Genomic DNA, 13,396 nt, shown 5'->3' with positions numbered 1-13,396 from the left:
TGCTCGCGTTCGTACGCCCGCCCACGGCCAACGGGTGAGCGCGCGATCCGCTCCGCGCGCAGCTAAGCGTCGTTCACCGCACGGTTGCGGCCGCGCTCTCGAACTAACGCAGGTCACAAACATTATACGTGCTCATCCCCAGAGGAGCGAACGTGTTTTCATCTTTTCCGGTGCGCGCCCCGCACCCGCTCGGCAGGGCGCGGCGTTGAACCTCATCACCAGCCTGTTCGCGCACGCCCGCGCCGCGGTGGCGCCCGGCGCGCGGATCGACGGTTGCCTGCCGCTCGAGCAATATGGCGCGCTGGGCGATGGCCGGTCGGTCGCGCTGTCGGGCAGCGACGGATCGATCGATTGGTGGTGCGTCCCCAACATGGACTCAGCGCCCTTGTTCGACCGGCTGCTCGATGCCGAGAACGGCGGCCGCTTCGTGCTGCAACCGAGCGAACCGTTCACGGTCGAGCGGGGTTACCGTGCGGAAAGCAACGTGCTGGAAACGGTGTTCACCACCGCGTCGGGGCGTGCGCGGCTGACCGAATCGATGAACAGCGGCAATGCGGGGCGGCTGCCCTGGGCCGAACTCGCGCGGCGGGTCGAGGGGATCGAAGGATCGGTCCGCTTTGACTTGGTGATGCGCCCCGGCCGGCGCGGCGACACGGTCAATCCGTACCATTCGACCATCGGCAAGCACACCGTGTTCCATGTCGAGCGTGTGCTCGGCCTGTTCCTGCACGACGACCTGCTCCGCTGCGACTGGGCCGACGAGGGGATCACCGGCACGCTGACGGTCGGTCCGGGCGAGCGCTGCACGGTCGGGATCGTGGCGGGACGCGACGAGCCGCTGGTCGCGCCCGACATTCGCCAGATCGACGCGCGGATCGGCGTGTCCGACAAGGAGTGGCGGGACTGGTCGGCGGGCGTCGCTTACGGCGGTGCGGACCGCGACGCGTTTCTGCGCAGCGCGCTCGCCTTGAAACTGCTGCTCTACTCGCCCTCTGGCGCGATCGCGGCGGCGGCGACGACCTCGGTACCCGAGGGGATCGGGGGCAAGAAGAATTGGGATTACCGCTACGCCTGGATCCGCGACGCGGGCTACACGATCAAGGCGTTCCTGGCCGCGGGTGCGGAGGCCGAGGCGAAGGCGGCGTTCACCTGGCTGCTCAACCAGTTGCGCGAAACGGGGACGCGCGTCTGCTACACGCTGGGTGGTGGCGTGGTGCCGCCGGTGTCGGAATGGCGGATGCCCGGCTATCGCGGTTCGCAGCCCGTCGTCACCGGCAATCTCGCGACCGATCAGCAGCAGCACGGCGTTTACGGCGACATCTTCGAGACCGCGGCCTGTTTCGTCGCGTGCGGCAACATCCTCGACAGCGCGAGCGCCGAACTGTTGTCGCATCTGGCCGACGAATGCGCCGACCGCTGGCGCACGCCCGATGCGGGGATGTGGGAGCTGCAGGACGAGCAGCATTACACCATGTCCAAGATCAGTTGCTGGCAGGCGCTGGCGCGCGCGGTTGAGCTCGCCGACCAGGGGCAATTACCCACCACCTGCCGCGAACGCTGGTCGCGCGAGCGCGACCGGGTGGCGCAGTGGATCGAGGACGAATGCTGGTCGGACAAGCAACAGGCGTTCGTGATGTATCCCGGCAGCGACAAGATCGACGCGTCGCTCGCGCTCGCCGTTCGCTTCGGCTTTGACGGGCGCGCGCGGTTGAAGCTGACGCTCGACGCGATCGACCGTGAATTGGGCGCGGGACCGTTCCATTACCGTTATTCGGGGATGGAGAAAGAGGAGGGCTGTTTCCTCGCCTGCTCGTTCTGGATGGTCGAGGCGCGGGCCGAACTGGGTCACCGCGACGAGGCGCGCGCGCTGCTGGAGCAACTGACCGCGGCGCTGTCGCACGGCAATGGCATCCTGTCGGAGATGATCGACCCCATAACGGGCGCGTTTCTGGGCAATCTGCCGCAAGGGCTGAGCCATCTGGCGCACGTCATGGCGCTCGCCGCGCTCGATGAGGCGGGCGACTGCGACTGAACGCGCGCTCGCGCGTTCGTGCGTCATTCCCCCAGGAGAACAACCGATGACCGATCGCCTGACGATGCAGGACCCGCGCGCGCAATATCCCAAGCCCCCCTTCCCGCGCCAACCGCAGCCCGTACCCGGCGAAGCACGCAAGATGGACCCGGTGCCCGACCACGGCGAGACGAGCTACAAGGGCTCGGGCCGGCTTGCCGGACGCCGCGCGCTGATCACCGGCGGCGACAGCGGGATCGGGCGCGCCGCCGCGATCGCCTTCGCGCGCGAGGGTGCGGATGTCGCGATCTCCTACCTGCCCGCCGAGAAGGCCGACGCCGCCGACGTCATCAAGCTGATCGAGGCGGAGGGGCGCACCGCGGTCGACCTGCCCGGCGACGTGACCGACGAACAATGGTGCCGCGACATGGTGGCGCAGGCGGTGGAGAAGCTCGGCGGGCTCGACATCCTCGTCATTAACGCCGGGCACCAGCAGAGCCGGGAGAATCTGTTCGAGGTGTCGTCGAAGGATTTCGACGAGACGATGAAGACCAACCTCTACGCCATGCACTGGATCACGCAGGCCGCGGTGCCGCATCTGCCCGCGGGCGCGGCGATCATCACCACCGCGTCGGTCCAGGCGTATGATCCGTCGGCGACGCTGCTCGATTACGCGACCACCAAGGCCGGCATCGTTGCCTATACCAAGGCACTGGCCGCGCAATTGCTGGAAAAAGGCATCCGCGCCAACGTTGTCGCGCCGGGGCCGTTCTGGACGCCGCTGCAGTCCTCCGGTGGGCAGCCGCCCGAGGCCGTGATGCACTTCGGCGAGAAGAGCGCCTATGGCCGCCCGGGCCAGCCGGTCGAGATCGCACCCGTCTACGTGCTGCTCGCCAGCCAAGAGGCGAGCTTCATCAACGGCGAGGTGTATGGCGTGACCGGCGGGGCGGGCATCGCCTGAGCGACGTCGACGGCCCGCGGCGGCGATCGTCGCGGGCCGTCAAGCCGCCGGGCGGGATGACGGCGCTAGCACCCGTCGCCACTTACCACCGCCCGCCAAGACCCTCACACGGTCGAGGCTGAATTTGGCTGCTCGCCCGTCTTCTGGTCGCCCAACTGGCCGGTGCCGTGATAAGCGCGCTCGGTCTGGCCGCCGTGGAAATGGCCACCTTCCTTGCCACTATGCGGATTGGGGTAGGCGCCGCCACCGCTCTCGCCCGCGCTGTCGCGGCGGCTGGCGACCTCGCCATGCTCGTCGGGCATGTGCGCGGTGGTGCCCTCGCCGTCGGCCTGCATCGGTTGCTTGTCGGTCATGATCGTTCTCCTGCGTGGTTGAACGCGCGGGCGCCGCGATCGACGCCGCCGCCCATCCGCTTTTCGCGCCAACCTGCGTCACATCGGCGCGCGCGTGGCTCGTCCGTTGTCACAGGCCGAGCCGCGCCAGCGCGTCCGCGACCTCGCCATCGATCCCCCGATCCTCGTCCGCCGCCGCACCACTGCGCGGTCGCAGGCGGTTGAGCACTGTTTGAACGCGCTTCTGCGCCACCTGCAGCGTCTTGTGTCGTACCTCGCGGATCGCGTTGGTGCGCCATGACGCGCTCTCGCCCAGCAGCGCGGCCCATTTCGCCTCCTCCGCCGCCAGCGTCGCGAGCGCGAGGCGAAGGCCGTCGCGGCGACCGCGCGCGTAATCGTCACCGTCCGCCATGCTCAACGCTCCATCACGTTCCATCAGTCCAGCAACGCGCCGACATAAACGCCTGATCCCTCCCGCTATTCGTCGCGGGGTCGGAACTGCCACCCGGCTCAAATCTTGATGCAGTATAGGATCGGACACGGCGTCCGCGGAGACGATGAGTGACCGAGACAACGTGCCCTGATCGAACCTGCGACGTGATCGTCATCGGCGCAGGAACCGCCGGACTGAAGGCGTACAAGGCCGCGACCGCGCGCGGTGCCGATACGTGATCATCGAGCGCGGGCCCGGTGGGTCGACCTGCACGCGCGTCGGCTGCATGCCGTCCAAGCTGCTGATCGCGGCAGCGCGGGTGGCGCATCAAGCACGCGGCTCGGACCGGTTCGGTGTCGGGACGGGCGCGGTCGAGATCGACGCGGGCGCGATGTGGGCGCGCGTGCGGCGCGAGCGTGATCGCTTCGTCGCCTCGGTGCTGGAAGAATATCACGCCATCCCCGCATCGCAGGTCGTGCACGGCGAGGCGCGCTTCGACGGCCCCGACGCGGTCCGCGTCGGCGAGACGCGGATCGTCGCGCGCGGCGGGATCGTGATCGCGACCGGTGCGCGACCCGTCGTGCCCGACAGTCTAAGCGAGGTTCGCGATCTGGTCCACACGCACGAGACAATCTTCGAGCTAGACACCTTGCCCGCGCGGATGGCGGTGCTGGGCGCAGGACCGCTGGGACTGGAACTGGCGCAGGCGTTTTCACGGCTGGGCGTGTCGGTCAGCCTGTTCGACCCTTCCGACAAGCTCGGCGCACTGGCCGATCCGGTTGCCAACGCCGCCGCCATCGATGCGATCGGCGGCGAGATCGACCTGCACCTGGGCGTGGAGGCGAAGGCCGAACCGGCGGGCACGTGCGCGCGGCTGACCTGGGACGGCGGCGAGGTCGAGGTCGACCTGATCCTCGCCGCGACCGGGCGCAAGCCCGCGCTCGACACGCTCGACCTGGAGCGCACCGGATTGGCGCTCGACGACAAGGGCACACCCTTGTTCGACGAGGCGAGCCGGCGCTGTGGCGACAGCCGCGTCTTCATCGCGGGCGACGCGAACGCGTGGCGTCCGGTGCTGCACGAGGCGGCGCGCGGCGGACAGATCGCGAGCGATGGCGCCGCCGGCGGCTCACCGCGACGCGTGCTGCCCGCACTCGCGATTGCTTTCACCGAGCCCAACATCGTGCAGGTCGGGTGCGATTTCGGCGACTTGCCCGACGACGTGCGGATCGGTTGCGCGAAGGTGTGCGACAACGGACGCGCGACCGCGGACGGACATGACGTGGGCGTGGTCCGCCTGTATGGCGACAGCGATGGCACGCTGATCGGCGCCAGCATCGTCGCACCGGAAGGCGAGCACCTGGGCCATCTCGTCGCGCTCGCGATCGATCGCGGCATGGATGCGGCGACCTTCGCCGACGAAGCCTGGTATCACCCGACGATCGAGGAATTGTTGCAGAGCGCGGCGCGCGATCTGGCGGGGATCGAGGATTAGCGCACGGATGGAGGCGTTCGTCGGCGAGGCGATAAGCTGCTGCTGCGACACGCTGCGTCTCCGGCATCCCGTAGCTGATGAACTAGGCTCTTGTCCAAGCGGCTTCTTCGCAGCCTGCGTTTGCCAGCGGCTGGGTCAGGTGGTGCAAAGGCTCGGACCTTGCTGAGCGCGATGGCGAACCTGCGGCCGGCAAGCGCTAGCGAGCACGTCGTCCGGCGACGTTCGTTGCTACTCGGCGCCGTGAACGATGAACAGGTGGAGGGGCTTCTGTTGCCCGGTGCCCTCCGAACCGCTGGTTTCCCCTTCTGTTGCCCGGTGGGGTCCGAACCGCGCTATTTTGGTGTAACGTCAGGCCGTTAGGCCCTCAGTTACGCCGCAATCGCGAGTGCTTCGTTATCGTTGGCACTTGTGTAATGGGCCGTTGCGGTGGTCCCATTCCGAGCGAAAACAGCGCCTTTCAACACACGTCGATCCTAGTTCGGCCCCATCAGCTGGGCCGCTCGGTCGGCACGCTTCACGCGTGTCGGCTGAGCGACGCAAATGGTGGAGCCGCCGGGTACCGCCCCCGGGTCCGCTGCGTCTATTCTACGCCGCACTTTATCGCCATAGTCGGGTCGAACCCGACAGCGTCGATATAGGCATGCCGCGCCGGATGTAAAAGCCTATCCGTGCCGGCGCGGAAGCAGCGATCGTACACCGGGTGCCACGTGCGCGCCACATTGTCCGTGGATATAGTGGGATATGCTGACCCAGCGTTCCCGGTACGCCCTTCGTTCGATGCTGTTCCTCGCGCGTGCGCCCGCCGACACGCCGCCGATCCCGATGACGCGGATCGCCGTCGAGGCGAATGTGCCGCGCAAGTTCCTGGAGCTGATCCTCGCCGATCTGCGCGACGCGCAACTGCTGCACAGCTACCGCGGCAAGATGGGCGGTTACGTGCTGTCGCGGCCCGCGCACCTCATCTCACTCGGGGAGATCATTCGCGTGATCGAGGGGCCGCTGGCGCTCGTCCCCTGCGTCAGCCGGACCGCTTACCGCCCGTGCAAGGATTGTCGCAGCGAGATCGATTGCGAGATCCGCCACGCGATGATGCGCGTGCGCGACGAGACCGCGCGCATCCTCGACGGCACCAGCCTGGCCGATGCGACCGCGGACACGCTCGTCGCCGCGTAACGCGCGACGGCTGGACGCTCGCCGCCGCGGCTCCTAACCCGGACGGCATGATCGCCGAACCCGCGCTTCCCACGACCGAGCCCGAGGCCGCCGCCGAGCTGGAGCGGCTCGCCGCCGAGATCGCGCGTCACAACGCGCTCTACCATACACATGACGCGCCCGAGATCAGCGACGCCGATTACGATGCGCTGGTTCGCCGCAATCGCGCGATCGAGGAAGCGTTTCCAGCGCTGGTCCGCAGCGATTCGCCTAGTCGGCAGGTCGGCGCCGCACCCGCCGGACACCTCGCCAAGGTCGCGCATGCGCGCCCGATGATGAGCCTCGACAATGCGTTCAGCGACGAGGACGTGGCCGAGTTCGTCGCGCGCGTCCGCCGTTTCCTGCGGCTCGCCGACGACGAAGTGGTGGCGCTGACCGCCGAGCCCAAGATCGATGGTCTGTCCTGCTCGCTGCGCTACGAGGATCGCCGGCTCGTCCAGGCGCTGACCCGCGGCGACGGCGCAGTCGGCGAGGACGTGACCGCCAATGTCGCGACGATCGCCGACATTCCGCAGGCACTTCCCGCCGACGCGCCCGACGTGTTCGAAGTGCGCGGTGAGGTGTACATGGAGAAAGCCGCCTTCGCCGCGCTGAACGCCCGCCTCGCCAGCGAGGCGGAGGCCGCCGGCAAGCCGGCGCGTCAATTCGCCAACCCGCGCAACGCCGCCGCGGGATCGCTGCGGCAGAAGGACGCTGCGGTGACCGCGAGCCGCCCGCTGCGCTTCCTCGCGCACGGCTGGGGTGAGGCAAGCGCGGTACCCGCCGCGACGCAGACCGCGCTGGTCGATGCGCTGCGCACCTGGGGTTTCCCGATCGCGGACGCCTTCGCGCGCACCGACACGACCGAAGCGGCGCTCGCCGTCTATCGCGCGATCGAGGCCGAACGCGCCGACCTGCCGTTCGACATCGACGGCGTCGTCTACAAGCTCGACCGGCTCGACTGGCAGGAGCGACTGGGCAGCGTCGGGCGTGCACCGCGCTGGGCGATCGCGCACAAGTTTCCCGCCGAGCGCGCGCAGACGACGCTGAACGCGATCGACATCCAGGTCGGGCGCACGGGCAAGCTGACCCCGGTCGCCCGACTTGAGCCGGTCACGGTCGGCGGGGTCGTCGTCACCAACGCCACGCTCCACAATGCCGACGAGATCGCGCGGCTGAACGTCCACCCCGGCGACCGCGTGGTGCTGCAACGCGCCGGCGACGTGATCCCGCAGATCGTCGAAAATCTGTCGCGCGACGACACGCGCGGCGCCTGGGCCTTTCCTACCCACTGCCCGATCTGCGGCAGCGAGGCGGTGGCGGAAGAAGGCGAGGTCGACGTGCGCTGCACCGGTGGCCTGATCTGCCCGGCGCAGCGGCTCGAGCGATTGAAGCATTTCGTCAGCCGCGGCGCGCTCGACATTGACGGGCTGGGCGAGAAGACGTTGGTCGAGTTCATCGAGCTCGGCTGGATCGCGGAGCCCGCCGATATCTTCCGGTTGCACGAACACCGCGACGACTTGGTCGGGCGCGAGGGCTGGCAGGCGAAATCGGTCGATGCGCTGCTCGCCGCGATCGAGGCGCGGCGTGCGCCCGATGCGGCGCGGCTGCTGTTCGGGCTCGGCATCCGCCACACCGGCATCGTCACCGCGCGCGACCTGTTAAAACATTACGTCACCCTGTCCGCGATCCAGGCACTGGCGGACGAGGTGATCGGGCTGCGGGACACCACCCTACCCGCGGTCGGCGAAACCGAGGCACGCCACGCGGCCCGCGTCGACAAGGCGATCGCGGCGCTGATCGGCGTCGAGAATGTCGGCGCCGCGGTCGGCCACGCGCTGGCCGACTTCTTTCACGAACCGCACAATCGCGCGGTCTGGGACGACCTGCTCGCCCAAGTGTCGCCGCCGCCGTTCACCGTGGAAACGCGCGCGTCGGAGGTGAGCGGAAAAACGATCGTCTTCACCGGCACGCTGGAGACGATGTCGCGCGACGAGGCCAAGGCCCAGGCGGAGAAGCTCGGCGCACGAGTCGCCGGATCGGTGTCGGCGAAGACCGATCTGGTGGTCGCCGGGCCAGGTGCGGGATCAAAGGCGAAGAAGGCCGCCGATCTCGGCATCCGCGTGATCGACGAAGCAGGCTGGCAGGCGATCGTCGCCGCCTCTGCCTGAAGCGGAACACGACCGTAGATGTTACCTTTTTGCAACGCCCGGCAAGCGTGTGACGCGGGCACGCGAATAGCCGCCTCGTTGTAACCGAAGCGCAATAATCCTTGTGCAGGGGCGCACCAACGGCGTGGCTCGCCGAAGGTTGCAGAGCCAAAGCTACAAGGGGAACATTGACGATGCGGAACAACCTGTTGTGGGGCGTGGCGGCGGTCGCGCTCATCGCGCCGATGAGCGCCACGGCGCAGGAAACGACGTCCACCATCCGCGGCACGGTCACCGCGAACGGTGCACCGGTTCCAGGTGCAACCGTCACGATCGTCAACGTGCCGTCAGGCACCACGTCGAACGTCACCACCGACCAGGCCGGTACGTTCAACGCCAATGGTCTGCGTCCGGGCGGTCCCTACACCGTCACCGTTGCGGCGCCGGGCTATACGAATTTCTCGGTCACCGACATCAGCACCATTGTTGGTCAATCCTACGACCTGCCGGTCGAGTTGACAGCGGAAGGTGAGGCCGGGGCCGGACAGGATATCGTCGTTACCGCGTCGAGCATCCCCAACGCCCGCACGGTCAGCCAGGGTCCGGCAACGATCCTGACGGCCGCCAAGATCGGCACAATCGTGTCGGTGAATCGCGATATCCGCGATCTGATGCGTCGTGATCCGTTCGCGCGCCTCGACGATACGCCTTCGGGCGGCCGTGCCGTCAGCTTCGCGGGGCAGAACGCCCGCTTCAACCGCTTCACCGTCGACGGCGTGCCGATCACCGATAACTTCGGCCTCAACCCCGATGGCCTGCCAAGCCGCCGCTCGCCCATCCCGCTCGACGCCATTGGTCAGTTCCAGACCAAGGTCGCACCGTATGACGTGCGCGAGGGCAACTTCCAGGGCGGCGTCGTCAACGTCATCCTGAAGTCGGGCACCAACGACTTTCACGGCACCGGTTTCTACGCTTACTCGTCGGACGAGCTGTCCGGTGACCGGACCAAGGCGGGGCCGGGCGTGCCGACTGGGCGCGTGACGCTGCCGAACTTCAAGTACGAGAACTACGGTGCCGAGCTGTCGGGTCCGCTGATCAAGGACAAGCTGTTCTTCATGGTCGCCGGCGAGCGCGTCCGCGCACCGCGTCCGATCGCCGAAGGCCCCGTCGACAACAACGCGGGCACCGCGATCCCCGGCCTTACCCAGGCGCTGGTCAACCAGATTTCGCAGATCGCGCAGACGCGCTACGGTTACGACACCGGCGGCGTCGTCAACAGCAACCAGGACAAGGACGACCGTCTCGTCGCGCGCATCGACGCGAACCTGTCGGACACGCAGCGCCTGTCGGCGACCTACAGCTATGCTAAGGACTCGATTGCCCTCACCAACAACGTGAGCGCGAATCCGAGCAGCCCCAGCCTAGGCCTGGCGTCCAACGCCTATCTGTCGGGCAACCGCCTGCACACCGGCGTGGTGCAGCTGAATTCCGACTGGTCGGATGAATTCTCCACCGAAGTTCGCGGGTTCTACAAGAATTACAAGCGCATCCAGGATCCGTTGACGGGCCGTGGGTTTGCCGAGTTCCGCGTTTGCGGCGCGGCGCAGTCGGATCGTGCCAATCCGGGTTCGGCGGGCGATGCGGCGTCGGTCACCTGCGCACCCAACACGCCGCTGGTTGCATTCGGCCCCGACGTGTCGCGTCAGTTCAACGCGCTGACCACCGAAACCTGGGGTGGTACGCTGCAGGCGCGCCTGACGCGCGACGGCCATGATCTGCGCATCTTTACCGACATCCAGCACGTCGATGTGTTCAACGCGTTCCTGAGTTCGTCCAACCCGCGTGCCGGCATCACCGGATCGTATTACTTCGACTCGATTGCCGACTTCCAGGCCGGCAATGCTCAGCGCTTCGGCTACACCAACGCCGTTCCGTCGCTGAACCCGGATCTGGCGGCCGCGCGGTTCAATTACTGGCAATATGCGTTCGGCGTGCAGGACACGTGGAGCATCACGCCGACGCTGAACTTCTCGTACGGCGCACGTTACGACCTGTACGGCAGCCATAGCCGCCCCACCGCGAACCCGACGTTCACCAACCGCTACGGCTTTGGCAACAACGAGTTTCTGTCGGGTCGCGGTCTGTTTCAGCCGCGCTTCGGCCTCGACTGGAAACCCGTTAGCCAGATCAGCGTTCGCGGCGGCTTCGGCATCTTCGGTGGTGGCGCTCCCGACGTCTATACGTCGAATAGCTTCTCCAACACCGGCATCCTGTCGAACCTGATCGACGTGCGCCAGTTGAACAACGGCACCTACCAGGGCAACACCGCGGCGGGCTTCTCGCAGGCGGTCGGCGCGGGCATTCTGACCAACGTCAACGGCGGCACGATCCCGGCGGCGGCGAACACCTATCTGGCAGGCGGCGTCAGTGCAGCCGCGACCAACGCGGTCGACCCGAACTTCAAACTGCCTTCGCAGTGGCGTGGCACGCTGTCAGTCGATTACTATCCCGAATTCCTGGGTGGTGGCTGGACCTTCGGTGGCGACTTCTTCTGGTCGGACGTGCGCGATCAGGTCTTCTTCACCGACATTCGTTCGGTACCGACCGCGGCCCGCACGCCTGATGGTCGGGTGCGCTACGCGTCGCTGACGACCTTCGGCGACACGCTGAACGACATCCTGCTGACCAACACGTCGCGTGGCCGCAGCTATGTCGGGGTGGCACGCATCGGCAAGTCGTTCGACTTCGGGCTCAACCTGAACGCGAGCTACACCTATCAGGACATCAAGGATCAGTCGCCCGCGACGTCTTCGACCGCCGGTTCGAACTACGCCAACGGTGCGTTCTTCGACGGCAACAACGCCGCCTACGGCATCTCGAACGATCAGGTCCGCCACAACATCAAGTATGACGTGACGTTCGATCACGCGTTCTTCGGCGACTACAAGACCACGCTGTCGCTGTTTGGCGAAACCCGCATCGGGCGGCCGTACAGCTACACGTTCCAGGACACGTCGTCGGGTCGCAGCCGCATCTTCGGCACGACGGGCTCGCTGTCGCGTTACCTGATCTACGTGCCGACCGGGATCGACGATCCGCGCGTGTCGTACGACAACGCGACGGTCGCGCAGCAGTTGAACGACTTCTTCGAGAGCTCGGGCCTGGCGAAATATCGTGGTCGTGTGGCGCCGCGCAACGCGTTCAACTCGAAGTGGTTCACCCGCATCGACCTTCACGTCGCACAGGAAATCCCGACGTTCGTTGGCGGTTCGCGCATCCAGCTGTTCGCCGATGTCGAGAATTTCACCAACCTGCTGAACAGCAAATGGGGTCAGATCCGCGAGTACGCCTTCCCGTACACCGCGGTCGCAGCCCGCGTGCAGTGCCTCGTTGCGGCAACGCCGACGGGTACCGCAGGTGTTTCGCCGACCTCGACCGCCCAGGGCTGTGCGCAATATCGTTACAGCCTGCCCAACGCGACGCCGAGCGACACGATCTATTCGCCGCAGTCGCTGTACACGATCCGCGTCGGCGCGCGCTTCACCTTCTAAGCCGCTAACCTCGGCTACTCGACGGGTCGTCGTCCTTCGGGACGGCGGCCCTTCTTTTTTGCGCCGTTCGGCCAGGGTGTGTATTCCCGGCGCATGGCGACCACTTCCGCTTCGCTCGACCATGCGCTGCCCGGCGCCACCGCGGCGACCGCGCCGGGGCCCGCGTCCGCGCTCGCCGGCAATCGGCCGCTGTCGATCCGCCCCTTCTTCGAGGACAAGGCGGCTGCCTTCTGGAAGCTGCAGGCGGCGGGGTGGACCGGGTACCTCGTGCTCCGCTCGGTATCGTCGCTGTCGACCAGCTTCACGCTGCAGCAGATCGTGCCCGTCATCGTCGAATCGATCGTCGGCTATTGCATCACGCTGCTGCTGTCGGTGCTGTACGGTTACTATCGCCGCCTGCCGCGCGTGACCGGCATCCTCCTGTCGATCTTCACGCTCGGCGCGGGCACGTTCCTCTACGCGACGCTTGACGCCTTCTCGTTCAGCTTCATCAAGCTGTCGGCGCCCGGCGTCGACCTGTCGCTGCTGCTCGGCACGTTGTTCCTGAACTTCACCGTGCTGGCAGGCTGGTCGGCGCTTTACTTCGGGATCAACTTCTACCTACTGGTCGAGGAGCAGATCGACCAGATGGAGCATCTGGAGATCCAGGCGTCGTCGGCGCAGCTGGCGATGCTGCGGTACCAGCTCAATCCGCATTTCCTGTTCAACACGCTCAACTCGATCTCGACGCTCGTCCTGCTCAAGCAGACCGAGCGCGCGAATGCGATGCTGTCGCGGCTGTCGTCGTTCCTGCGCTACACGCTTGCCAACGAACCGACCGCGCACGTGACCGTCGCGCAGGAGGTCGAGACGCTGAAACTATATCTCGAGATCGAGAAGATGCGCTTCGAGGATCGGCTGCGTCCGAAGTTCGAGATCGATCCGGCGGTGGAGAAGGCACGGCTGCCGTCGCTGCTGCTCCAGCCATTGGTCGAGAATGCGATCAAATACGCGGTCACCCCGCAGGAGGACGGCGCCGAGATCGGCGTGTCCGCGCGGCTCGTCGGGGATCGCGTGCTGCTCGGCGTATCGGATACCGGTCCGGGATTGATGCCGAACAAAAACCGGCCGAGCCTTTCAACCGGCGTCGGCATCGCCAATATCAGGGAGCGACTGGCGCAGGCATATCCCGGCGACCACCGCTTCGCGGTTCGGGCAATGCCGGCGGGCGGGTTCGGGGTCGAGATCGAGATCCCCTATCAGCTGGAGGAACCCGGGCGGTGATGCCCGCCC

The 13,396-nt window shown here is 67.0% G+C and carries 9 protein-coding genes and 1 other RNA gene; 7 read left to right on the top strand and 3 right to left on the bottom strand.

The features are described from left to right. The first annotated feature begins 223 nt into the window (after positions 1–223). Together Q0579_RS18055 and Q0579_RS18050 are read left to right on the top strand one after the other, a co-directional pair. Complete coding sequence (locus tag Q0579_RS18055) at positions 224–2,032, top strand: glycoside hydrolase family 15 protein (protein WP_298815343.1); 1,809 nt, start codon at positions 224–226, stop codon at positions 2,030–2,032. A gap of 46 nt (positions 2,033–2,078) precedes the next feature. Then, a complete protein-coding gene (locus Q0579_RS18050; protein ID WP_298815280.1) occupies positions 2,079–2,972 on the top strand; it encodes an SDR family oxidoreductase in 894 nt (297 codons plus the stop codon). A gap of 104 nt (positions 2,973–3,076) precedes the next feature. On the opposite strand, the gene Q0579_RS18045 is transcribed toward Q0579_RS18050, so the two are convergent. Together Q0579_RS18045 and Q0579_RS18040 are read right to left on the bottom strand one after the other, a co-directional pair. Beyond that, positions 3,077–3,325: a hypothetical protein gene (locus Q0579_RS18045; protein ID WP_298815278.1), complete on the bottom strand. Its 249-nt coding sequence runs from the start codon at positions 3,323–3,325 to the stop codon at positions 3,077–3,079. Between the two features lie 109 nt (positions 3,326–3,434). After that, positions 3,435–3,716 (bottom strand): hypothetical protein, encoded by a 282-nt coding sequence (locus Q0579_RS18040; protein ID WP_298815276.1) that lies wholly within the window; start codon positions 3,714–3,716, stop codon positions 3,435–3,437. A gap of 256 nt (positions 3,717–3,972) precedes the next feature. Here Q0579_RS18040 and Q0579_RS18035 point away from each other — a divergent pair, with 256 nt between their 5' ends. Continuing rightward, entirely contained in the window at positions 3,973–5,232 is a 1,260-nt protein-coding gene (locus tag Q0579_RS18035) for an FAD-dependent oxidoreductase (protein WP_298815274.1), read from the top strand. A 293-nt stretch (positions 5,233–5,525) separates the two neighbouring features. On the opposite strand, the gene ssrA is transcribed toward Q0579_RS18035, so the two are convergent. Continuing rightward, positions 5,526–5,895, bottom strand: a transfer-messenger RNA (tmRNA) gene (ssrA, locus tag Q0579_RS18030). A 78-nt stretch (positions 5,896–5,973) separates the two neighbouring features. Here ssrA and Q0579_RS18025 point away from each other — a divergent pair. The 4 genes from Q0579_RS18025 to Q0579_RS18010 all read left to right on the top strand — a co-directional run bounded on the left by Q0579_RS18025 (position 5,974) and on the right by Q0579_RS18010 (position 13,387). Next, positions 5,974–6,405 (top strand): Rrf2 family transcriptional regulator, encoded by a 432-nt coding sequence (locus tag Q0579_RS18025; RefSeq protein WP_298815271.1) that lies wholly within the window; start codon positions 5,974–5,976, stop codon positions 6,403–6,405. A gap of 47 nt (positions 6,406–6,452) precedes the next feature. After that, on the top strand, positions 6,453–8,594 hold the full coding sequence (gene ligA / locus Q0579_RS18020) for an NAD-dependent DNA ligase LigA (protein ID WP_298815269.1): 2,142 nt from the start codon (positions 6,453–6,455) through the stop codon (positions 8,592–8,594). Positions 8,595–8,767: 173 nt separating this feature from the next. Beyond that, the gene (locus Q0579_RS18015) at positions 8,768–12,124 is read left to right on the top strand and encodes a carboxypeptidase regulatory-like domain-containing protein (protein ID WP_298815267.1); all 3,357 of its coding nucleotides are present in this window, start codon (positions 8,768–8,770) and stop codon (positions 12,122–12,124) included. Between the two features lie 93 nt (positions 12,125–12,217). Beyond that, positions 12,218–13,387: a histidine kinase gene (locus Q0579_RS18010; protein ID WP_298815264.1), complete on the top strand. Its 1,170-nt coding sequence runs from the start codon at positions 12,218–12,220 to the stop codon at positions 13,385–13,387. Positions 13,388–13,396: the final 9 nt, after the last annotated feature.

This window comes from uncultured Sphingomonas sp. (assembly GCF_936927845.1).
Lineage (GTDB): Bacteria > Pseudomonadota > Alphaproteobacteria > Sphingomonadales > Sphingomonadaceae > Sphingomonas.
This window is presented reverse-complemented; position numbering and strand designations above follow the sequence as displayed.

What these genes read in the sequence shown, in the direction of transcription:
- Q0579_RS18050 (WP_298815280.1), top strand. Translation starts at nt 2,079, where the DNA reads ATGACCGATCGCCTGACGATGCAGGACCCGCGCGCGCAATATCCCAAG.
- Q0579_RS18045 (WP_298815278.1), bottom strand. Translation starts at nt 3,325, where the DNA reads ATGACCGACAAGCAACCGATGCAGGCCGACGGCGAGGGCACCACCGCG.
- Q0579_RS18040 (WP_298815276.1), bottom strand. Translation starts at nt 3,716, where the DNA reads ATGGCGGACGGTGACGATTACGCGCGCGGTCGCCGCGACGGCCTTCGC.
- Q0579_RS18025 (WP_298815271.1), top strand. Translation starts at nt 5,974, where the DNA reads ATGCTGACCCAGCGTTCCCGGTACGCCCTTCGTTCGATGCTGTTCCTC.
- ligA (WP_298815269.1), top strand. Translation starts at nt 6,453, where the DNA reads ATGATCGCCGAACCCGCGCTTCCCACGACCGAGCCCGAGGCCGCCGCC.
- Q0579_RS18015 (WP_298815267.1), top strand. Translation starts at nt 8,768, where the DNA reads ATGCGGAACAACCTGTTGTGGGGCGTGGCGGCGGTCGCGCTCATCGCG.
- Q0579_RS18010 (WP_298815264.1), top strand. Translation starts at nt 12,218, where the DNA reads ATGGCGACCACTTCCGCTTCGCTCGACCATGCGCTGCCCGGCGCCACC.